Here is a 21094-nt window from a genome sequence, read left to right on the forward strand (position 1 = left end):
CTATCGCCCCCAGCAGCGTGCAAGACGTTTCTCGACAGTCCGGATGCCCAGCGCCGTGATCTGCCCCATGACAAGATAAAGCAGCGCGGCCACACCGTAGAATAGCAGCGGCTGCCGTGTCGCGCCGGACGCGATCGTGGACTGCCGCAGAAGCTCGACAAGCCCGATGATGGACAAAAGCGCCGTTTCCTTCAGCACGGACTGCCAGATATTGCCCAGCGCAGGCAGCGCAAACCGCAGGGTCTGCGGCGCTATGACCCGCCACAGCAGGACAAAGCTGGACATGCCGCAGGCCTTGCCCGCTTCGATCTGCCCGCGTTCGAGGCGCAGATAAGCACTGCGATAGGCCTCGGTCTGATAGGCCCCCGAAACCAGCCCGATGGCCACGACACCGATGATGAACGACGGAAGGGAGAAGAACCCCGGAAACCCCGCCAGATGCATCAGTCGCGTCAGGGCGAGAGAGCCCCCGAAATAGAAAAGATAGACGACGAGGATCTCCGGAATCCCGCGGAAAACCGTCGTGTAAAAAGTGCCAATTCCCCGCAGGCTCCGGGACGATGCCAGCTTGAGCGCCGCCCCTGCCGCTCCAAGCAGGCTGCCCAGCGCAAAGCTGCACACCGCCGCCACGAGCGTCAGCCCGGCCGCCAGCAGCAGGAGCTTCCCCCAGCCTTCCGGACCAAACCCGATGAGCGTGAAGGCCGGTGTGCTCACGCGGCGTCTCCCGCGTTAAAGCGCCTGCCGCTGAACGGCGCGAGCAACGGATCGACCGTCCCGCTGACCAGAGAGCGCCCCACAACATCGCCCACCGCCGGCGAAAGCTGGAACCCATGCCCGCAGAACCCGAAGACATGCCACAGATCCGGCGTGCCGTCGCCCGGACCGATCACGGGAATTCCGTCCGGCGTCGCGCCTTCAAGCCCTGTCCATGTCCGCAGGACCGGCACATGCGCCAGGGCCGGAAACGCCTCAAGCGTGGCGGCCGCGCCCTCGGGCATCCGGTCCATGACGGTAAAGGATGTGTCATGATCCGCGCAGGGCTTTCCAAGAATGCCCCCGCCGATCACCAGCGATCCGACAGCGCTCTGCTTGAAGGACAGCGGACGGTCGATCCCGATGACCACGGGTTCAAGGAATGGCTGCGTCCGCGCCGTGACTATCATGGAAGGGGCCACGACCTTCAGCGGTAGCGTCTGCCCCGCCATGGCCGCCACCTCCGCCCCCCAAGCGCCAGCACAGTTGACCAGCACGCCCGCCTCATACTGCCCCGACGATGCCGTAATCGACCATCCGCCGCCCGGCAAACGCTCCAGCCCCAGAACACGGCAGTTCTCGACGATCTTTGCGCCCGCCGCCATAGCGGCCTGCCTGAAAGCCCGCGTCGACGCGGCCGGATTGGCATGTCCGTCCCCACGCGAAACAAGCCCGCCCAGAGCCTGATCCGTCAGACCGGGCAGCATCTTCCGGACTTCCGTGGCGGAGAGAAGCTCTTCCGCCCCCAGTCCCCGCCGTTCCATCTCCTGCACGCGGCCAAGCGTCCAGGACATCTCCGCCTCATCGAGGGCCACCGCGATCTGCCCGACGCCGAGCCGAACCTCACAGCTTTCCGCAGCCTTCGCACCGATAAGCCGGTCGAGATGGCGCCAGTGCTCCATCGCCAGTTCGGACAGCGGATATTCCCGCCAGTCCCGCATCAGCGTCCGCAGGCCCCCGGCATTGACGCTCGAGGCATGGCGTCCGGCGACATTCTTGTCGAGCAGCGTGACATTCCAGCCCGCACGCGCCAGGAACAGGGCGATCGAACAGCCCTGAAGTCCGGCACCGATAATCAGAGCGGTTTCATTCTGCCGGGGCATCGACCGTATCCTCTGATGCATTTTCGGGCTTGTCTTCAAGTGTCAGCCGGATGGTGGCGCGGGGGTCAAGACCTGACAGCGCCGCCACCGCCCCGAGCGGGATCGGCCGGATCGGCGGCCGTCCCCGGAATGTCGGCGGGCAATCCGCAGCACGCGTCTCATCCTGAAGCAGCCGTGCCGCCGTCACCATGCAGCTCCGGCCCTGACACGGCCCCATGCCGCAGCGTGTTTCGCCGCGCAGCGCATCCATGTTCCGAAAGCCCGAGCGGATCTTCGCCCGCAGATCCCCGGCCGTCAGCTCCTCGCAGCGGCAGACGATCGTGTCATCATCCGGCAGTGCCTGTGCCAGACCGGGCGGAAACGCCGCATCCAGAAAAGGACGCACGGACAGCGCCTTGCCAACCGCCCGCAGAGCCTCTGCTGACGGCCCCGCACCGTGATCCAGCGCCGCCAGAATGGCCTGCGCGGCCACTCTGCCATGTGCCATGGCGGCATCCGCGCCCCCGATCTTCCGGGCATCACCCGTAATACGCAGCACGCACGGCTCTGCGGACATTTCCGGCGGAAGGGTAGAGGCGCCCAGCCCATCCGGCGTCGTCGCCGGACGCCAGCTCGCATTGGGCCCGTCCCATTGCAGACGCAGCCCGGCCGCATTGGGGATATCGATGGCGGGCACGATCCCGTCATGGACGATCAGCAGATCACAGGGCAGCGTCCGCCGTTTTCCACCGACCGTAAAGCTCACACTCTCAACGCTCTGCGCTCCATGCGCGGCCAGGTTCTCAAGCCCCGTCACGGATTTCACACCCGCCAGCTTCAGACGTCCCAGCCAGCCAAGCCCCTTTACAAGCGGTATAAGCCCGTCCGGACGCAGATGCCGTGCAGCCCGCACATTATCGGAAAGCCGGTCGGTCCGGCCCACCAGCGCCGGTTTGACGCCAAGCTGGTGCAACTGGTTGGCCAGCAGCAGCAGCAGCGGACCCGTCCCCGCAAGAACGATATTGCCTCTTGGCTTCAGGTGCCCGGCCTTGAGCAGCGTCTGCACCGCACCCGCCGTCATGACGCCGGGCAGCGTCCAGCCCGGGAACGGCACGGGCCGCTCCATCGCCCCATGCGCGAGCAGAACCTGCCGCCCCCGCACATATCCGGCGTTCATGCCCTGCAGCCAGCCCACGGTTCCATCAGGCCGGACTTCCCACACGGTGGTCTGCGGCCGGTAATCAATACTGGAACAGGCCTTGAAACGTTGGATCAGATCCGCACCTGCCCGATAGGCAGGCCCCAGCGCGGCCAGAAGGCTCTGGCCTGCGAGGCTCGTGTCGCACAGATTGGCTTCAAGGTTCCGGAAAATCTGGCCGCCGGGCGTGGGCTGCATATCCAGTACGATGACGGAGCGGCCTGCCTCCGCCAGCTCGACCGCAGCGGTCATTCCGGCAGGGCCGCAGCCTATGATGATGACGTCGGCATCAGGAAGAGGGGCGTTGATGGTCATGGGGCTGACGGCTCCAGGGCGGGAGGCGCACCGGCTTGTCGGCGCACTTTCATGCCGTCGCGCACGGGTGTCAGGCAGGCCTGTCGGTTGCCGATGCCGTCGATTTCGACGAGGCATTCGAAGCAGTGGCCGATCATGCAGTAGGGCAGACGGGGTGCGCCGGAGACCGGCATCAGGCGGTTATAGGATACCCCGGCGCGCAGCAGGCAGACCGCGACGGTATCGCCGGCGCTGGCTGTAATCGGCTGGCCGTCCAGAAACAGGGTCACCGCATCGGTGATGGGGGCGAGGGCTGAAAACATCTTGGATCCCGGTTGAGGGGAGGGGCTGTGCCCGGCTGCTTCAGACGCGGATGCAGTGGACAGGGAGAAGCAGGTGGCAGGATCATTCATGGATCGAGATGTCCGTGCCGAACCATTTTTCTGACAGGGCCTGATTGGTGCCGTCACGATTGACGGATGTCAGGGCTGCGTCAAAGGCATTGCGCAGCGCATCATCATCCGGGCGGAACGCGATATTGGTCGTGTTCGACCCCAGCACCCCGCCCGAGAATGTCGGGCCGGTCATGACGAGCGCCCCTTTGGGGGCCGCCTCCATCATGGTCCCGAAGGTGGTGACATTGGCGATGGCAATATCGATGCGCCCGGCAATCAGCTCCAGTCCAAGCTGGTCGAGGGAAGGGTATTCCATGATTTTCAGGCCCTGAAGATAGGCATCGGCAAACCCCGCCGCCGTCGAGCCCGTTTGCACCCCGATGACCTTCCCGGCCAGGGCAGTCTTCAGCTCGGCAAGGGCCGCCTGCGCTTCCTGTGGCCCGCGCGTCAGATCAAAGGGCACACCCGTATGGGCCAGACGGGTCAGGGAGCCTGTGCCGGATGTCAGGAAGCCGTTCGGGGCGCGTGTATAGGGGTGTGAGAACGAGACGACCTTGCTGCGTTCTTCCGTGACGCCCATGGAGGCGATGATGGCGTCGTACTGTCCTACGCGAAGCCCAGGAATTAGGCCGTTCCAGTCCTGTGTGACGACCTTGCAGGTTGCGTGCATCCGCTGGCAGAGAACCTTCACGAGATCCATTTCATAGCCGGCATAGGACCCGTCCGGTTTCGCAAAGGCCCAGGGCGGATAGGTGCCTTCCGTGCCAATCGTGATGTGGCGGGGAAGATCGTCTGCGGTGGCAAGGGGCGGAGAGGCCAGAAGCAGGAACGGAAGGAGCAGACATGTCGCACGAACAGACATCCATGGAGTTCCCGCTGAGACGTTTGCAAAAAAGGCTCACTCACCGCTTTATGGGGTTGAATGCGATATCGGAATATATTTCTTCTTGGCAGAAAGCATAAGCTGAGCTTACGCTTGAGGAATGCAGCCTCATCGTATTCCGTCCCTGAACTGGCTTCGCGTCTTCGATGCCGCGGCACGGCATCAGAGTTTTGCGTCTGCTGGACGCGAGCTGAACATGTCCGCCGCCGCTGTCAGCCAGCAGATCCTTGCGCTGGAGACCTATCTCAAGAAGCCCCTTTTCCTGCGCAGTGCCAACAAGGTCAGGCTGACTCAGGAAGGCAATGAGTTTCTTCCTACCGTTCAGGTTTCCCTCCGGGCCATCGAGGCGAAATCTGCTGCATTGTTTCCCAGACGGGATGTAGAGCGCGTCTCTCTTGTCGCCAGCCAGTTGATGGCAATGAGTTGGCTGCCGCGGCGCCTGTGCGAGTTTGAAAAAAACCATCCTTCCGTGCGGGTGGACGTCATTATTGAAGACTCCCAGAGGCACCGGGAGCCGGATCTTGCCATCCGTTTTGATTATGCCATGTCGACACGGGAGCATCCGGGGTGGCTGATGGGGATCAGCCATGTTGTTGTGGGTCAGCCGCAGGATGTGGAGCGGATCACTTCGGCAAATGATGTCGTCGGTTTCAAGCTGCTTGACGTCAGGTCCCATGCGGTCGGGTGGAACACGTTGCTGGCCCGCTATCCCGGTCTTTCCGACGAGCCTTCCCTGATGGTGGAATCGGTGGACATGACCCCGCTGGCGCTCATGATGGTCAAGGAAAGTTCGGCTCTGGCTCTTGTTCCTTGGCCTGCGTCCCAGAATCTGGTGGAAGCGCTGGGGCTGAGTGTCTGCACTGTTCTTCCCGCCATTTCAGGATTGGGAAATTACTATATCGAGCAGTTTTCCGGTCATGGCGTGAGGCCGGTCATCAGAACGCTGTTCGAAGCGCTGCGTCAGTCCAGCCGGGATTCCTGACAAACGGGCATAGGACGATCCCGTGTAACAGTGGCCGCTTGTGCTGATGATCCGTGTCATTCAACAAGGCGGAATGACTGATTTTTCTGCCGGATCCCGTGCGTATCTCATACGTATTCTGGCGTCTCCTGTATGGGGAGCTTCTGCTCTTCTGGTTGCGTCGCTCACGGGGCTTGTTCTGGCGAATTCACCATGGGCGTCAGCTTATGCTGGTCTGACGACATTTCCTTTGCGGCTTTCCTGGCTTGGAGCGGACGGTCCGGGGACAGTTGGTGCATGGGTGTCGAACGGGCTGATGAGCCTGTTCTTTTTGGTAGTTATTCTTGAGATCAGGAAAGAGATTGTCTCCGGGCATCTCTCGTCACTTCGCCGTATCGCCCTTCCGCTCATCGGGGCGCTGGGTGGGATGATCGTGCCTGCCCTGACATATTTGCTGGTAACATACGGGCATCCGGAAGCGGTTCGGGGCTGGGCTGTTCCGGTTGCAACGGATGCTGCGTTCACGCTGCCGATCATTCTTGCCCTTGGCAGGCATGTGTCTCCGGGAGCCCGAGTCTGGTTGATGGCACTGGCTATTTTCGATGATGTTCTGGGGATTGTGGTGATTGCCCTGTTCTACGGGCACGCCCTGTATTGGCCGGCGATGGGGGCCGTCATGATCCTTACAGGAGCGCTGATCGGGGCGAACAGGGCCGGGATCGTGAGCCTGTGGAGTTATGGGAGCGGGGGCGTTCTGCTGTGGATTGCGCTGCTGTATTCCGGTCTGCATCCGACACTTGCCGGGGTTGTGACCGGGCTGTGTCTGCCTGCGGATGTGTCTGGACGAAATGTGGGAGACGCATCTCCGCTTGAGCGGGTGGCGGCTGGGCTGGGGCCTTTTGTGACCTGGGGTGTTCTGCCGCTGTTTGGGTTCATGAATGTGGGCGTGTCGCTGACGGGTTTCCGTCAGGAAATGATGCTGAAGGCTGTTCCGCTGGGGATCATGGCAGGGCTTGTGATCGGCAAGCCGCTGGGCGTTTTTGGTGCGACATGTATCGCGACAAAGCTGAAAATTGCCGATTTGCCGGTCGCAACATCCATGAGGATGGTTTTTGGTCTGTCGCTGCTTTGCGGGATCGGATTTACGATCAGTCTGTTTATTGCCGGGCTGGCTTTTTCTGCGCCGGACCTCGCATCTTCCGCCAGGCTGGGCATCTTTGCCAGCTCTGTCTTTTCTGCGCTGATTGGCTGGCTGTGGCTGCGGTTTTCCATGAACTATGCGTCATTCGGGTCCACGACAGGGTGAGTTGAGGCAACACTTGTCGGCTTCGGCGGTTGATCATGGCAGAGGTGCTGACCCCTGAAAGCGCCAGAACTCTTTTGGAGTACTGTTTCATGCCTGATCATATTCTTCCGCAATCACAGGATCACCAGCCCGGCCTAGAAGGACTGATGAAGCCCAAGGCTATTCATATCCGGCCTGATTATCGCGGAAGCGGTAAGCTTGTGGGAAAGAAGGCCCTGATCAGTGGGGGCGATAGCGGGATCGGGCGTGCTGCGGCTATCCATTTCGCCCGTGAAGGTGCGGATGTGGCGATCCTCTATCTGGAAGAGCATGAGGATGCACAGGAGACCGTTCGTCTTATTGAGAAGGAAGGGCGCAAGGGGCTGGCTATTGCCGGTGACGTCTCTTCCAGTCAGGTTTGCAATGATGCCGTAGCACGCACGGTGGATGAGCTGGGCGGTCTCGATATTCTCGTCAACAATGCTGGTGTGCAGATCGTCGAGGAAGACATCGAAGCCATCTCTGATGAGGAATGGCAGAGCCACATGGACACCAATATCAACGGCTATTTCTATCTTGTCCGGGCGGCACTGACGCATCTGAAGAAAGGCAGCGCCATCGTCAATACGTCTTCCATCAATGCATTTGCGGGGAACAAGGCGCTTCTGGCCTATTCCACGACCAAGGCGGCAGAGATGGGCATGACGCGCGCACTGGCGCTTCAGCTGGTGTCAAAGGGCATCCGGGTGAATGCCGTGGCGCCGGGGCCGGTCTGGACACCGCTTCAGCCGGCGAGCTGGGGTGTGGTTGATCCGCAGTCCGTAGCCGATCTGGGCAAGGATACGCCGATGGGACGCTGTGGTGATCCGGCCGAGCTGGGTCCGGCCTATGTTTATCTGGCGAGCGAGGATGCGTCCTTCGTGACGGGACAGACGCTGCATGTGAATGGCGGCATGATTATCAACGGCTGAGGATGTTTTTTTGCGCCTCTTCCGGACGGTTCACCGGAAGAGGCGTATAGATCAGTTTCCGGGTGTAATGGGCAGGCTGCGGTGGCGCTGGCCTGTGGCATGGAAGATGGCATTGGCGATGGCGGCGGCTGTTCCGCACATCCCAATTTCGCCTACGCCCTTGACCCCGAGCGGGCTGACTTCCCGGTCTTTTTCCTCGACGAAGAGGACGTCCATGTCCGGAATGTCGGCATGGGCCGGGATGTGATACTCAGCGAAATTGTGGTTCATGAAGCGGCCGACGCGTTCGTCCATCAGGGACTCTTCGTGAAGTGCCATGCCTGTGGCCATCACCATGGCGCCCCGGACCTGACTGGCTGCGGTCTTGGGGTTCATGATGCGACCAGCTGCGACAGCATTGACCAGCCGTGTCACGCGGACGATGCCGAGTTCTTCATCCACGCGGACCTCGCAGAAGACCGCGCTGTGGGTGAAGCGGGCTTTTCTCATCTGGCTGATGGTGCCGCGCAGGCCTGGCTTTGCGGTTTCTTCGACTTCAAGCCTGTCCTGACCTGTCAGGGACAGGGCTTCGGAGAGGGACAGTCTGAGATTTTCGTCTGCGTCCTTATCCTGAAGAAATCCGTCCTGTAGCACTGTGGTATTGTTCGACAGTCCTGCCGTCAGCCAGGCGGAAATGTTTCCGCTTTTGCCCAATGTCTTGAACAGCTTTTCGCGCAGGCTTTGGCAGGCGAGCCAGACGGCGGCGCCTGCGGAGGCGGCTGTCCATGAGCCGCCTTCCGTCGGGCATTCGGGAAGGGTTGAATCGCCCAGTTCGATATCGATCATTTCGATGGGGATGCCGAAGGCTTCCGAGGCGGTCTGGGCCAGAATTGTGTAGGTTCCGGTCCCGATGTCCGAGGCGGCGGTTGCGATATGCAGGCGTCCGTCTGCTATCAGGGTGGCGCGGGCTGAGGTGGGGGAGAACATTGCGTCCCAGATGCCTGTCGCCATGCCCCAGCCGATCAGCTCTTTGCCGTCACGCATGCTTTTCGGGGCAATCGGGCGGTTGTACCAGCCGAAACGTTCTGCGCCCTCATGCATGGCCTCTTTCAGCGCCTTGCTGGTCAAGGGCATGTCATGCATGGCGTCAATGTCGGAATAGTTGTGCAGGCGAAAGGCCAGCGGGTCCATGTTGCAGGCATAGGCCATTTCATCGACGGCCATTTCAAAGAGATTGACGCCCGTGGCGGCACCGGGAGCACGCATGTCGCTGGAAGTATAGGTGTCACGCGGGGCGACTTTGTAATCGGCCGTGGCGTTAGGGCATTTGTAGTTGATCAGGCCCCAGATCACGAGATTTTCCATGTTGTGCTCAAAGCGCGACGTGTCCGTTACGCCATCGACGATCATGGACTGCAACGTGCCGTCCGGCTGGGCGCCGAGGGCGATGTTCATGACGGCTTCCGGACGGAAAACATGGGTGAACATCTGCTGGCGTGTCAGAGTGATCCGGACCGAGCGCTTGAGCATTTTTGCGCCCAGTGCTGCGAGAAAGACGTTGTGCTGGGCACGCAGGCCGGAGCCGAACGCCCCGCCGACATAGGGATTGCGTACGCGGACCTGATCTTTTGAAAGGGACAGGGCGCTTGTCAGATAGGCCTGTACAGCCTGCGGACCCTGTGTCTTGTCCCAGACCGTGAAGGTTCCGTCATCCTCGGCGATGACGGTGGTTGCGTGCATCTCCATAGGGTTGTGATGCTCGGGGGCCAAATGATAGCGCCCTTCGATTTTGATCGGGCTGAGGGCATAGGCCTCGGCGGCGTTTCCGCGTGATTTGGGCGGCACGTAATTGCTGCGGGTTTTGCTTGGCATGTATTTCTGGTGCAGGGATGCTTCGAAATCCGCGTTATGCGGCCAGCGTTCGTAATCCACTTCAAGAAGCATGGCGGCTTCACGGGCGGCTTCGAATGTCTCTGCAAGGACGACGGCAACGGGTTGGCCGTTGAAGCTGATTTCCGCGTCATGGAGTGGTCTGTAGGGAGAGCCGGGAACGCCCAGACCATCCATGTAGGATTTTTCAAAAAGCGCGCTGTGGGGGCGGTTGAGATGCGTCATGATCTCCACCACGCCCGGCACCGCGCGGGCGGCCTCGTCCCGGATTGTCTCGATCCGGCCACGGGCGATGGGGCTGTTGACGATGAAGCCGTATAGCATGCCTGCAGGATGGGGCTCGGCGGCGTATCGGGCCTGTCCTGTCACTTTGGCGAGGCCGTCGATCCGGGAGACGGGCTGTCCGATTTTTGCTGAATGGAGGGTCATACCCGGTTTCTTTCAGAAAATGGTCTTTTGCGTCTGGGACTGGGGCGTGCCTGCGGCGGCTTGCGACAGGGCGCGGATGATTACGCGGGGGGCCAGCTTCAGCTTTGCGGCGTTGTCGCGGTCAGTGACGGCACCTTGCAGCAGGCATTCGGCAGCGTCGCGGAACAGGGAAGGGGACGGCGTTTTTCCCTCAAGGAGGGCTTCGGCCTCTGGGACGCACCAGGGTTTCGTGCCAACGCCGCCCATGGCGATGCAGGCCTTTCCGATCGTGTTGTTTTCCATCTGCAGACCTGCTGCGACGGATACAATCGCGAAGGCGAAAGACAGGCGGTCGCGGATCTTGAGGTAGGTGTGATGGGAGCCGAAGCTGAGCGGCGGCAGGTCGATGGATGTGACGATTTCACCGGTACGCAGGATGTTGTCCTGCCAGGGTGTGTCTTCCGGGAGGCGGTGATAGTCGCGCAGGGGGACGGAGCGCTCGCCTTCGGGGCCTGTGAGGTGCACTGTCGCATTCAGGGCTGCGAGGGCCACGCACATATCGGATGGGAATGTCGCGATACAGGCATCGCTGGTCCCGAGGATGGCCATGATCCGGTTGCGTCCGCCTTTTGCGGAACACCCCGTACCGGGGGAGCGCTTGTTGCAGGCCATGTCCGGATCATAAAAATAGTGACAACGGGTGCGTTGGTTCAGGTTCCCACCATTGGTGGCCCTGTTGCGAATCTGGGGGCTGGCACCGGCGAGGATGGCGGAGGCCAGAAGGGGATAGCGCTCGGTGACGAGGGGATGGGCCGCCGTGTCGGCATTGGTGGCGAGGGCACCGAGGCGCAGGCCCCCATCAGGGCGTTCCTCGATCTGGCTCATGGACAGGGCACTGAGATCGACGACATGTTCGGGCCGTTCGACGTCCGATTTCATCAGATCAATGAGATTGGTGCCGCCGGCGAGATAGCGTGTGTGGTCCGGAGTGTGGCAGGCGGTGTCGAGCGTGTCGGGGCGGGAATAGGAGAACTGTCTCATGCGGCTTCTCCCGCCCGGTCCTGCTGTTGCTGGGCAATGACCTGTTCGATGGCATCAAGAATGCCGTTATAGGCGCCACACCGACAGAGATTGCCGCTCATGAATTCGCGGATTTCCTCGCGGGTATGAACGTGTCCTTCTTCCATAAGCGCTACCGCTGACATGATCTGGCCCGGTGTGCAGTATCCGCATTGAAAGGCGTCCTGGTCGAGAAAGGCCTGTTGCATGGGATGCATCTGTCCGTCCCGGCTCAGGCCCTCGATCGTCGTAACCTCGGCATCGGGGATCGAGACGGCCAGAATCAGGCAGCTTTTGACACGCTTGCCATTGACGAGAACGGTACAGGCGCCGCACTGCCCGTGATCGCATCCCTTCTTCGTTCCGGTGAGGTCCAGACGTTCCCGGAGCAGGTCTAGCAGGGTCACGCTGGGGGGAATATCGATGGTGCAGGGCTCTCCATTGATCCGGAGGCGACAGGGGCTGGTGACGGACACATCAGTCATTGGAAATTCGCTCCGTTCAGCGTCATTTTTGCAGGTATGTCGAAGTGTAAGAGCAGTGGTGGCGGCAAGTTTCATGCTGCTCCCGATAATTCGGGGACACGGAAGAATTGTCAGGCTGAAGAACCGGGCGGCGACTGGGGGTGGGGGCTGAAAAAGCATTTTTCTTTCAGCAGCTTCGTAACGTGACCGGGATCTGGCCGTTTAATATCGAAGCGGCCGGGTTTCAGTACCTGCGCGGCGTGTCAGAAAATCTTGATGGGAACCAGTGTGACGGAAAACAGAGCGCAGACCCGACACCGGAAGGATGATCTTTCCCTCGACGGACTGAGCTTTCTTCTTGCGGATGTTCAGGACAATCTCGGGAACTTCCTGACCGCTTTCCTGACGATACAGAACTGGCCTTCCAGCCGGATCGGGGCCGCCATTGCTGCGGGTGGGCTGGGGGCCGTTCTGGCGCGTTTCATAGGGGGATGGGCGCTGGATATCATTGCCCGTCGCCGCCTGATGCTGGCCCTGTGCTGTGTTGTGACGTTCGTGTCCGTTGCGATGATGGCCTGGGTGCCGCTGTTCTATCCCATTGTTGTGGCGCATTTTATTGCAGGCGGGGCTGGGGCGCTGTTCACGCCCATTCTGGCCGCTATCAGTCATCATACGGCAGGGGCCAGGGGTTATATCGAACGGATGGGCCGTAATGAGTCCTTCAACCATCTGGGGAATGCGTCTTCCGGTTTTCTGATGAGTCTTCTCGGGCGCATAATGGGGCCGGTGGCGCCGTTATGGGGCGTGGGAGGACTTGCGGCGGTCAGTCTTCTGCTGGTTGGTGGGTTTTCGTCGCAGGCTGATGAACCTTCGGGCCAATCGCGGGAAGCGGGTTCTGTGCGTGAGACGCTGCATGCCGTTGTGAGTCTGCTGTCTGAGCCGCGACTGGCCGTTTTTCTGGTGACGTATCTGCTGTTCAATGTGGCCAATGGTGCGGTTGTTCCGCTCATGATTGAGCGTTACGCCTTTTACCATCTGGGTAATCCGGCAGATGTGACGGCCATCTGCATTGTCGTGGCGCAGATAACCATGGCGCCTGTTGCGTTCATCGTGGGTAGGAAGGCACCGCAATGGCCTCGCAAGCCGCTTTTCGTTCTTGCGCTCGCTTTGCAGCCTGTTCGTGACGGGTTGGTTATTCTGAGTGCGGGCTGGCCGACGCTGGCGCTTGTGCAGATTCTGGACGGGTTGTCCTCGGGCATCATTCTGGTGCTGTTTTACGCCATTCTCTCCGATATTGCTTCGGGAAGCGGGCGGCGCAATCTGCTGATCGGCCTGGGGCTGGCGCTCGGGACCATCGGGGCGCTTCTGTCCAATCTTGCGGGCGGTGCGCTGGCATCGGCTTATGGCTTCAGCACGACCTTCACGATCCTTGGCCTGACGGGGGCGGCTGTGGCCTGTCTGTTTGCCTGGGGGATGCCGGAAACCCATCCCAACGGTTCTGATCCAGCCTGATTTGATGCGTTCCGGGTTGCCTGCCCTCGAAAGAGTGACTGGGGGACGGAGTTTGACTGCGCATCCCTGACTGCTTGCCAGACGTTGCGTGTGCTGGCTGGCGCGGAAGGATGCTCGGGCATGTTGAATTCAGGTCGGGAGATCTCCTGCGAAGGCCTTGCCGTGTTTCAGGACAGGCTCCAACGCCTGTTTATGGAGTGGAAGGCCAGGCCGTTCAAATCTTCGGAAGATGTCTTTCCTGAGGACCTGCTCGCTTCTCTAAGGAAAATCGGTGCACTGGATGCGTTGCTTCCTTTCGAAGACGGGGGGCTTGGTGTGGCCAGTTCTCCGGAAGGACGTGGCGCGCTCCTGACCCTGCTGCGACGGACCGGGTATCTCAGCCTTTCTCTTGGCCGGTGCTTTGAGGGGCATGTGAATGTCATTCGCCTTGTTGCGCTGTATGGCAGTGCAGATCAGCGCAGGAGGTTGGCCCGGACGCTTAAAAGCGGCGTTCTGGCGGGGATATGGGTGACGGATGGCGATCCCCCTGTGACGATCCAGAAGGAAAGCAGCGGCTACAGGCTGTCCGGTATCAAGGGGTTTTCCAGTGGTGTCAGTCAGGTTGGACTGGCGCTGATCACGGCGACGACCGTGGATGATACGTCAGTCATGGTTCTTGCTCCGACGACCGATCCCAGTCGCAGGCGACCCGGTCCGGGAAAGCTGACAGGGATGCAGGCGAGCGGGACCGGTGCTTATGATTTCACTGATCTGCATGTTTCAGCCGGGGATGTTCTCGGATCGGCAGGAGATTATCTGCGACAACCCGAGTTTTCTGCCGGAGCCTGGCGCGGATCGGCTGTTGCTCTCGGGGCCATGGATCGGCTGGTTGATCTGTTGAGGCAGGAGCTTGTGGCGCGGGGGCGGGCGGATAATCCGCATCAGCTGTGTCGCATTGGAGAGGCGCTGATCCTGCAGAAAACGGCGGCGCTCTGGACCGGTCAGGCCGCTCAGGCGGCGTATGGGGGGGCGGAGGTGAGTCCGGAAGAGATCACGGCGACCGTCAATCTTGCGCGACTGGCGGTTGAACGGGCTGCTCTGGAGTTGATTACGCTTGTGCAGAGGGGGCTGGGACTTTCTTCCTTCGTAAAAGGAAGGGCTGTCGAACAGGTCATGCGGGATCTGGCGACCTATCTGAGGCAGCCGGCGCCGGATGAAGCACTGACTGACGCGGCGGGCTGGTTTGTCAGCCATGACTGGCCGGAGGATGTCGTCGCATGAAAATCGAAGAGATGCTGCGGTATTTTTCCAGTTTTCCCTTCGCGTCTCTGGATGAGATTGCGCCCGGCACATCTCTTGTACTCTCACCGCATCCGGATGATGAAAGTCTGGGATGTGGGGGCTTTATTGCCAGCGCTGTCAGCGAAGGACGGCCGCCGGTGGTGGTGATTGTTTCCGATGGCTCAGCGTCTCATCCCGGGTCCGTGTCCTGGCCACCGCAGCGGCTGGCGCAGTGTCGGCAGGAGGAGAGCCGGGATGCTGTGTCTGTGCTGGGTCTGCCTTCCGACCGGTTGCTGTTTCTAGGGTTTCGGGACACGGCGGTGCCAAGCGAAGGCAAGATGCTGGACGGTGCCTTGCAGCAGTTGGCCGGGATTGTCCGGCGTTATGACTGCAGCACGGTTCTTGTTCCCTGGCGGTATGATCCGCACTGCGATCACGAAGCTGTCTGGGTCATGGGGCAGAAACTGAAAGCTCTTCTGCCGGATCTCAGGATACTGGCTTATCCGGTCTGGGGCCTGACACTTCCGCCTGATATGGAAATTGATGAGCCGGTCCCGACGGGATGGCGTCTTGATGTGCGGGATTTTCTCGACAGGAAGCGGGACGCTGTTGACGCGCATCGGAGCCAGAGAGGTCTGGTTGTGGAGGACGATCCGGAAGGTTTTGTCCTGCCGGAGCATCTTCTGGGAAAAATCATCCAGCCTTATGAAATCTTTATCGCATCATGAGCCGGGAGACATGGAAGCCGGAGGTCTTCGAGCGCCTGTTTCAGGGTGGTTCTGATCCATGGGGTTTGGAAAGCAGTCCCTATGAACAGCAGAAACTGGCGAGGGTGCTGGAGTGTCTTCCAGACCGTCCCGTTTCATTTGCTGTCGAACTTGGGTGTGCGATTGGTGTCGGTACGCTGGCGTTGGCGCTGCGCTGCGGGCGGGTTCTGGCTGTTGATGCCTCGGAAAATGCCCTGTCCATCGCGCGGCAGCGATGCGAAGCGCAGGAGCATGTGACGTTTCTCAAGGCATTTCTGCCAGCAGATTATCCTGTTTTCGAAGCGTCTGGATGTGATCTCGTTTTGATTTCAGAAATCCTGTATTTCCTGACAGCGGAGGATATCCAGCGCCTCGCCATCATGGTGGCGGAAAGCCTCGTGCCTGCAGGGCATATCCTGCTCGTCAACTGGACGGGAGAGACGGATACGCCCTGTACTGGTGACGAGGCGGCTGAGCATTTCATCCAAACCTGCCATGGGGCAGGCTGGCGGTCTGATCTGTCAGAGCGTGGAGAGGGATATCGGATTGACCGGTTGTGCCGCTCTGAAGCTCCTTTGAAAACCGGGATTTCAGCTGACGAAGGACGTTGAGGACACGCTGGGCGCGTTCATGATGTCTGGGAAGGTCCTGACGACGGATATGGACGAGCGGCAGCTCCGGGTAGGGCTGCATGGGAAATGCGTACTGGTCTGCATTCCAGTAGGCATGTTCCCTGCGAAGACGCAGCAGGCGTCTTGAGACCGGCTCGAAAGCATCGTCGATATATTCATCCTGCGCGATCAGGCGTCGGGCGAGTGTTTCCGCCATGCCGCCCTGTGCCCGTCCCTGAAGGCGGGCCGAAACATAAACCCTGACCTCCAGGTCATGCCGAACCGGGATCCCGTGGCGTCGCAGGGCTTTGTAGAACTCGCGGTCTTCTCCTGAGGAAATGTGCGGGATGCCGCCGACCCTGCGCCAGGCTTCATGCGTAACAGCAATGCTTGCGCCCGAATGTTCCTGATGCCGGGGCCAGGGGTCATGTGCTTCCGGACGGAGCATCAGTCCGATCTGTTCAAGAAGCGCGCCATAGGCTCTTTCCGCCTGTTCGTCCTCATGCAGATGAGGCGGGATCTTCCGGTATTCTTCAGGCATCAGCAGAACCCGGCCAAAGACGGCTTCGACGGGATATTGCGTGAAGGCCGCCAGAATGTTTTCGGTCCAGTCAGGGGCGACTTCGCTGTCGGCATCTGTAGTAAACAGGATGGCATCGGGTGCTGCGGTTTTGGCGGTGTGCGCCATGGCGTCCCGTCGTGCCAGCCCGGCACTTGCCTGCGCCGGGTCGTAAGAGACCGTGACGGTTTCCAGTTCGAATGGAAGTCTACCGGTCAGGGAGAGTGCCCGGTTGCGGGTGTCATCCGTCGTGTTGTTGATCCACAGGACAACTCTGTCCAGCGCATCTTTCTGGGCGGCAAGTGCAAGAAGGCATGGGATGATGTGCTCTTCTTCGTTGCATACGGGGATTGCGACAACTCTCTGCCGTTTCCAGACCATGGAATGTCCATGGATGGATGCGAGGCCCGGTCTTGCGGGGAAAAGGGACCGGTTGGCAAAAAGGGATACGCTCCCGTTTTCACGAGGGAATTCCGCTGCAACGGGGATGTCTGCTTTTCCATTCATCATCGTCGGATACCCGTCTTCAGTGACCCATCGGGGCCTGTCCCCGGTTGGCCGGCTTTTCCCGTGAGGGGGTCTCGCCGGGCAGGTCATTCTCGGGTGGTTCGTCAATGATCGGGCTTTTGTCGGGATAAGGGTCGAAATGTTCCCGCTCATCGGGAGAGCCGGGAGTTTTTGTCGGGTTTTTGAGAAGGGCACTATGTGAGAAAGGCATTGTCGCCTCCATGAATGAGACGACTCAATGGCTGGAAGCAGCGAGAGTTCAGATCACTTAAAAAAGACGAATTTATTCCTGCGCACTGGTAATAAATCTGGCTTTTAAAAATATGAGGTTCTGGAAATATTTAGAATCTACCGGCATGACAATTTTCGCAGAAGATCACTGCCGGATGTGCGGGAAGTTGTCCGAACCGTCATGAGGGTTTGGGTGTTCCCAGTTTTCCATTCAGGAACTGGGCTTCTCCATTGCCGAAGGACCAGTCGGCGTCAGTGTTTTCGACATAGTTCACCATGACGTCGCTGGGCGCGATACCGCATTTTTCGGACAGGGTGCTGGTGAGCAGACGGAAGAAGGTGGTCTTTTCCTCAACTGTGCGCGGGCGCGTCGTGATTGAGATGATCATCACATCATCGGTGCGGGGAATGCCCAGTCCCGTATCCTCGATCCGTACCCGGCTTTTCCTGTGTTCATGGACGATCTGATAGCGGTCACTGGGCGGGACATGAAATGCGTCGAGAACGGCCTGATGGGCTGCGTCGAGAAGTGTGGCCAGTTCTGCTTCAGAACGGCCTTCCAGCATGTCAAAACGAATGAGGGGCATGGGATATCTCCGGTCGTCAGGGGATGGAAACCGGGATTGAGCATGATGGCTGTCCTGCCTTTTCAGGAAGTAAATTAATTCTGACCGTCACTGGCGTGGCGGTTGCGGCCGGAGTGGAGTTCCCTGTCGTCCGGTCACCGGCAGTGTCAGAGAGAATAGGACTCTCCTTTGCCTGTGGTGTTCGATATTCTTTTCTTTTTTTGGGAGGGTTTGGAAACATGGCCATCAAAGATCCAGTGGTGATCGAGCACCTGAATACGCAGCTCACGAATGAGCTGACGGCGATCAACCAGTATTTCCTTCATGCCCGGACGCTGAGGCACTGGGGTGTCACGCATCTGGGGAAGAAGGAATATGACGAGTCCATCGAAGAGATGCGTCATGCAGACTGGCTGATCGAGCGCATCCTGTTTCTGGGCGGTCTGCCGAACGTCCAGCGTCTGAACCCGATCCTGATCGGGCAGACCGTTCAGGAAATTCTGGAATGCGATCTGAAGCTTGAAGAGAAGGCCATTCAGGATCTGCGGGACGGTATCGCTTACTGTGAGAGCGTTCGGGATTATGTCTCGCGCGATCTTCTGCTGAAAATCCTCGTCAATGAAGAAGAGCATGAGGACTTCATTGACCGTCAGTTCGATCTGATCAGGCAGGTCGGGATTGAGCGCTACATCCAGAAGAACTCTGCTGCGGCGCCCGAGCAGGAATAAGGCCGTATGGCTTCAGGCAACCCGGCATTGTCCGGGTTGTTTTTTATGCGGCGTTGAGCTGTGCCTGTTCAGCCTGGGTTTTCTGCAGGGCCGAGCGCAGAAGACAGACGATGCCGGGCACACAGTTGCCGCACTTGGCCTTGCATTTCCGGGCTGAATAGATTTCCGCCGGTCGGGATGCACCGTTGTGAATTGCGATTTCAATGTCCCGGTGGGACAGCGCGTTGCATGAACAGACGATCATGGAAAAGCAGGCTTTCGTTCACGGAGACCGATGACTCGAGCCTAATCCAAATGCAAATGGTTCGCAAACGCATTTTTGCATCTCAGGGTGCGTCCTGACTGATCCAGCGCTGGACGACGGGGCGGATTGCGAAATTGCTCTGGATGCGGACGACGCCGGGCAGGCGGGAGAGCTCTTCCTTGTGGATGCGTTCGTAGTCGGCCAGATCGCGGGCGGCGACGTGGAGGAGGTAATCGGCCTCTCCTGTCATGAGATAGCATTCACGGACATCGGGACATTCACGGATGCGGGCCTCGAAGCGGCGGAGGGTCTCGTCGGTCAGGCGTTCGAGGGTGATCTGGACGATGACCGTTGTCAGTTTATGGGCTGAGCGCTCGTCGATAACGGCGCGGTAGCCACGGATGACGCCCTGTTCTTCCAGCAGGCGGACCCGCCGCAGACAGGCGGACGGGGACAGGCCGACGCGCTGTGCGAGTTCGGCATTACTGAGGCGTCCGTCATGCTGGAGGATGCGCAGAATGGATTCGGTGATGCGGTCGAAGATCATGTTGGAATTATCGGTCTATTTTCGCAGATTCGACCATGATTTTTTTGTTAATCGAAAGATTCTGTGATTATCCGGCAGGATATTCTAACGGGGAAGGGGATAGTCTCGATTTTCATGATGAGCGCATGTCCTGATCCTCTGTGGCCTTCTTCTCGTGCCGGAGCCCGCCTTACGGTGGATCTCGACGCGATTGCTTCCAACTACCGATATCTTCAGAACCGCGTGGGCGCTGCGTCCTGTGCGGTTGTCGTCAAGGCAGATGCCTATGGATTGGGCATTGCGCACGTGGCTCCGGTGCTTGAGCGCGCCGGGGCAAAGGATTTTTTTGTCGCGCATGTTGATGAAGGCATCAGGCTGCGTTCGGTGGTTTCAAAAGATGCGCGGATTACGGTGTTGCATGGACCGCGGCCGAATGCGGCCGGAGCATGCGCGCATTATGGGTTGCGGCCGGTTCTGAACAGTCTTGAGCAGATTGCGGTCTGGCGTGACGCTGCGAAGCAGGCAGGTGCTCCGCTGGAAGCGGCCCTTCAGGTCGATAGCGGGATGTCCCGGTTTGGTCTTTCGCAGGCGGATCTTGAGGCTTTGCGTGAAGATGAGGGACTTGTGGACGGACTGGATGTCAGTCTGGTCATGAGCCATCTGGCCTGTGCCGATACGCCGGATCATCCTGCCAATCCGTCTCAGAAAGCCCGGCTGCTCGAGATGTCTGCGCGGCTGCCGGCTGCGCCGCTGAGCCTGTCGGCGTCTTCGGGGATTTTTCTGGGCCCGGACTATCATCTGGACATGGTGCGGCCGGGAGCTGCGCTTTATGGGCTTGCTCCGAACCAGAACGGGCCCAATCCGCTGTCGCCGGTCGTCCAGCTGCAGGCTCATATCCTGCAGATCCGCGATCTTCTGCCGGGTGAGGGGGTCGGGTACGGGCTGACCTACCGGCCGACGATGCCGCGTCGGATCGCGACTGTGGCTGTGGGCTATGCGGATGGATTTTCCCGGCATGGAGCCGGGCAGGGCTGTGCGTGGTTTGAGGATTTCTGTCTGCCGCTTCTCGGGCGTGTTTCGATGGATTCCCTGATTGTGGATATTTCAGATGTGCCGGATGGAAAACTTGGTCCCGACATGATGGTCGATCTGATCGGCCCCAGACGTAGCGTGGATGATGTTGCGGCAGCGGCCGGGACGATCGGATATGAGGTTCTGACGTCGCTGGGGCATCGTTTTCATCGGGAATATGCTGGAAATGGGGAGACGTCCTGAAAGGGCGATTGACATTCCGGCATGGAAAACAAGATAGACGAACTGAAATCGGACTATGTCATGATGGCACAGTCTTTCGCAGCAAATCGGAATTCTCATGTATCTCCGTCGTGACAGAGCTTTGACCGCCATATCCATCATGCTGGATGTCGCCTTTCATGCGGGCCGGTCTGGGGTGGTGAGTGGTGCGGATATTGCCAGACGGGGTGACATGCTCCGCCGGGGGATCGAGCCGGTGCTGCAGGCGCTGTCCCGTGCCGGGTTGCTGTCGAGTGTGCGCGGCCCGAAAGGGGGATATCGTCTGGGTCGGCCGCCGCGGACTATTACGCTGAACGAGATCGTCCGCACTGTGACGGAAGATCCGGAAATGCCGGAAGAAGGCACGAATCTTCTGCGGACCAAGGTTCTGGAGCCATTCTGGCAGTCGGTGGATCAGGACGTTTCTGAAAAGATGGCGTCGGTTACGCTGGAGCATCTGCTTCAGAATGCGGAAGAGGCCGGGATGCAGCGTCCAAGCCGTGCCCCGATCTCCTTCTCTATATAACCAGTAAAAAAAGTATTTTGTAAAAACCACGAAATGGGTTTTACAGGACTGGATATCTTACCATGATGGATCAATGTTTGAGCCGATGTGGTAAGCCCCATGTCCTCGGTATTTTCCCGTCTCTTTTGTCGGAAGAGGGGATTGAGGACGGATTCATGATGGG

General features: G+C 59.7%; 22 protein-coding genes and 1 pseudogene. 10 read left to right on the forward strand and 13 right to left on the reverse strand.

Annotation, left to right across the window (positions count from 1 at the left end):
- The 5 genes from GRO01_RS11980 to GRO01_RS12000 are packed head-to-tail and all read right to left on the reverse strand — an operon-like array spanning position 1 to position 4584.
- Positions 1-714, reverse strand: coding sequence for an ABC transporter permease (locus GRO01_RS11980; RefSeq protein WP_062507219.1), 714 nt, complete (start codon positions 712-714; stop codon positions 1-3).
- Positions 711-1856 (reverse strand): NAD(P)/FAD-dependent oxidoreductase, encoded by a 1146-nt coding sequence (locus tag GRO01_RS11985; RefSeq protein WP_062507220.1) that lies wholly within the window; start codon positions 1854-1856, stop codon positions 711-713. Before GRO01_RS11985 ends, GRO01_RS11980 begins: the two co-directional genes overlap by 4 nt.
- Positions 1840-3348 carry an FAD/NAD(P)-dependent oxidoreductase gene (locus GRO01_RS11990; RefSeq protein ID WP_062507222.1) on the reverse strand — a complete coding sequence of 503 codons (1509 nt, stop codon included), beginning with the start codon at positions 3346-3348 and terminating at the stop codon, positions 1840-1842. The genes GRO01_RS11985 and GRO01_RS11990 overlap by 17 nt, the downstream gene beginning before the upstream one ends.
- The gene (locus GRO01_RS11995) at positions 3345-3740 is read right to left on the reverse strand and encodes a (2Fe-2S)-binding protein (protein WP_231490022.1); all 396 of its coding nucleotides are present in this window, start codon (positions 3738-3740) and stop codon (positions 3345-3347) included. Before GRO01_RS11995 ends, GRO01_RS11990 begins: the two co-directional genes overlap by 4 nt.
- A complete protein-coding gene (locus GRO01_RS12000; protein WP_062507224.1) occupies positions 3733-4584 on the reverse strand; it encodes a transporter substrate-binding domain-containing protein in 852 nt (283 codons plus the stop codon). The genes GRO01_RS11995 and GRO01_RS12000 overlap by 8 nt, the downstream gene beginning before the upstream one ends.
- Positions 4585-4705: 121 nt before the next feature.
- Between GRO01_RS12000 and GRO01_RS12005 the strand changes: the two genes are divergently transcribed.
- From GRO01_RS12005 to GRO01_RS12015, 3 genes are all read left to right on the forward strand, one after another.
- Positions 4706-5587, forward strand: coding sequence for a LysR family transcriptional regulator (locus GRO01_RS12005; RefSeq protein WP_062507226.1), 882 nt, complete (start codon positions 4706-4708; stop codon positions 5585-5587).
- 73 nt (positions 5588-5660) lie between these two features.
- Complete coding sequence (gene nhaA, locus GRO01_RS12010) at positions 5661-6872, forward strand: Na+/H+ antiporter NhaA (RefSeq protein ID WP_062507228.1); 1212 nt, start codon at positions 5661-5663, stop codon at positions 6870-6872.
- 89 nt (positions 6873-6961) lie between these two features.
- Positions 6962-7822, forward strand: a complete 861-nt coding sequence (locus GRO01_RS12015) for an SDR family oxidoreductase (RefSeq protein ID WP_062507230.1) — start codon at positions 6962-6964, stop codon at positions 7820-7822.
- Between the two features lie 51 nt (positions 7823-7873).
- On the opposite strand, the gene GRO01_RS12020 is transcribed toward GRO01_RS12015, so the two are convergent.
- The 3 genes from GRO01_RS12020 to GRO01_RS12030 are packed head-to-tail and all read right to left on the reverse strand — an operon-like array spanning position 7874 to position 11643.
- Positions 7874-10120, reverse strand: a complete 2247-nt coding sequence (locus tag GRO01_RS12020) for a xanthine dehydrogenase family protein molybdopterin-binding subunit (RefSeq protein ID WP_062507232.1) — start codon at positions 10118-10120, stop codon at positions 7874-7876.
- A 12-nt stretch (positions 10121-10132) separates the two neighbouring features.
- Positions 10133-11140: an FAD binding domain-containing protein gene (locus GRO01_RS12025; RefSeq protein WP_062507234.1), complete on the reverse strand. Its 1008-nt coding sequence runs from the start codon at positions 11138-11140 to the stop codon at positions 10133-10135.
- Positions 11137-11643 carry a (2Fe-2S)-binding protein gene (locus GRO01_RS12030; RefSeq protein WP_062507235.1) on the reverse strand — a complete coding sequence of 169 codons (507 nt, stop codon included), beginning with the start codon at positions 11641-11643 and terminating at the stop codon, positions 11137-11139. The genes GRO01_RS12025 and GRO01_RS12030 overlap by 4 nt, the downstream gene beginning before the upstream one ends.
- A gap of 267 nt (positions 11644-11910) precedes the next feature.
- Here GRO01_RS12030 and GRO01_RS12035 point away from each other — a divergent pair, with 267 nt between their 5' ends.
- The 4 genes and pseudogenes from GRO01_RS12035 to GRO01_RS12050 all read left to right on the forward strand — a co-directional run.
- A complete protein-coding gene (locus tag GRO01_RS12035) occupies positions 11911-13134 on the forward strand; it encodes an MFS transporter (RefSeq protein WP_062507317.1) in 1224 nt (407 codons plus the stop codon).
- 120 nt (positions 13135-13254) lie between these two features.
- Positions 13255-14394 (forward strand): acyl-CoA dehydrogenase family protein, encoded by a 1140-nt coding sequence (locus GRO01_RS12040; protein WP_062507237.1) that lies wholly within the window; start codon positions 13255-13257, stop codon positions 14392-14394.
- The gene (locus GRO01_RS12045; RefSeq protein ID WP_083541195.1) at positions 14391-15122 is read left to right on the forward strand and encodes a PIG-L deacetylase family protein; all 732 of its coding nucleotides are present in this window, start codon (positions 14391-14393) and stop codon (positions 15120-15122) included. The genes GRO01_RS12040 and GRO01_RS12045 overlap by 4 nt, the downstream gene beginning before the upstream one ends.
- Positions 15119-15586 (forward strand): annotated as a pseudogene (locus GRO01_RS12050) (class I SAM-dependent DNA methyltransferase); the annotation flags it as partial. The gene GRO01_RS12045 and the pseudogene GRO01_RS12050, both read left to right, overlap by 4 nt.
- Positions 15587-15620: 34 nt before the next feature.
- On the opposite strand, the gene GRO01_RS12055 reads toward GRO01_RS12050, so the two are convergent.
- The 3 genes from GRO01_RS12055 to GRO01_RS12065 all read right to left on the reverse strand — a co-directional run bounded on the left by GRO01_RS12055 (position 15621) and on the right by GRO01_RS12065 (position 17635).
- On the reverse strand, positions 15621-16691 hold the full coding sequence (locus GRO01_RS12055; RefSeq protein WP_231490024.1) for a glycosyltransferase: 1071 nt from the start codon (positions 16689-16691) through the stop codon (positions 15621-15623).
- 145 nt (positions 16692-16836) lie between these two features.
- Positions 16837-17028: a hypothetical protein gene (locus GRO01_RS12060; RefSeq protein ID WP_062507241.1), complete on the reverse strand. Its 192-nt coding sequence runs from the start codon at positions 17026-17028 to the stop codon at positions 16837-16839.
- 199 nt (positions 17029-17227) lie between these two features.
- Positions 17228-17635, reverse strand: a complete 408-nt coding sequence (locus GRO01_RS12065) for a tautomerase family protein (RefSeq protein WP_062507243.1) — start codon at positions 17633-17635, stop codon at positions 17228-17230.
- A gap of 218 nt (positions 17636-17853) precedes the next feature.
- Between GRO01_RS12065 and bfr the strand changes: the two genes are divergently transcribed.
- Entirely contained in the window at positions 17854-18342 is a 489-nt protein-coding gene (gene bfr / locus GRO01_RS12070) for a bacterioferritin (protein ID WP_062507244.1), read from the forward strand.
- A 43-nt stretch (positions 18343-18385) separates the two neighbouring features.
- Here bfr and GRO01_RS12075 read toward each other — a convergent pair whose 3' ends face one another.
- Together GRO01_RS12075 and GRO01_RS12080 are read right to left on the reverse strand one after the other, a co-directional pair.
- The gene (locus GRO01_RS12075; RefSeq protein ID WP_062507246.1) at positions 18386-18586 is read right to left on the reverse strand and encodes a (2Fe-2S)-binding protein; all 201 of its coding nucleotides are present in this window, start codon (positions 18584-18586) and stop codon (positions 18386-18388) included.
- Between the two features lie 82 nt (positions 18587-18668).
- On the reverse strand, positions 18669-19133 hold the full coding sequence (locus GRO01_RS12080) for an Lrp/AsnC family transcriptional regulator (protein ID WP_062507247.1): 465 nt from the start codon (positions 19131-19133) through the stop codon (positions 18669-18671).
- 114 nt (positions 19134-19247) lie between these two features.
- Between GRO01_RS12080 and alr the strand changes: the two genes are divergently transcribed.
- Positions 19248-20387 (forward strand): alanine racemase, encoded by a 1140-nt coding sequence (gene alr / locus GRO01_RS12085; protein ID WP_231490026.1) that lies wholly within the window; start codon positions 19248-19250, stop codon positions 20385-20387.
- 97 nt (positions 20388-20484) lie between these two features.
- On the forward strand, positions 20485-20931 hold the full coding sequence (locus GRO01_RS12090; RefSeq protein WP_062507249.1) for an RrF2 family transcriptional regulator: 447 nt from the start codon (positions 20485-20487) through the stop codon (positions 20929-20931).
- The last annotated feature ends 163 nt before the right edge of the window (positions 20932-21094 follow it).

Source organism: Gluconobacter roseus NBRC 3990 (assembly GCF_006538885.1).
Classification (GTDB): Bacteria; Pseudomonadota; Alphaproteobacteria; order Acetobacterales; family Acetobacteraceae; genus Gluconobacter; species Gluconobacter roseus.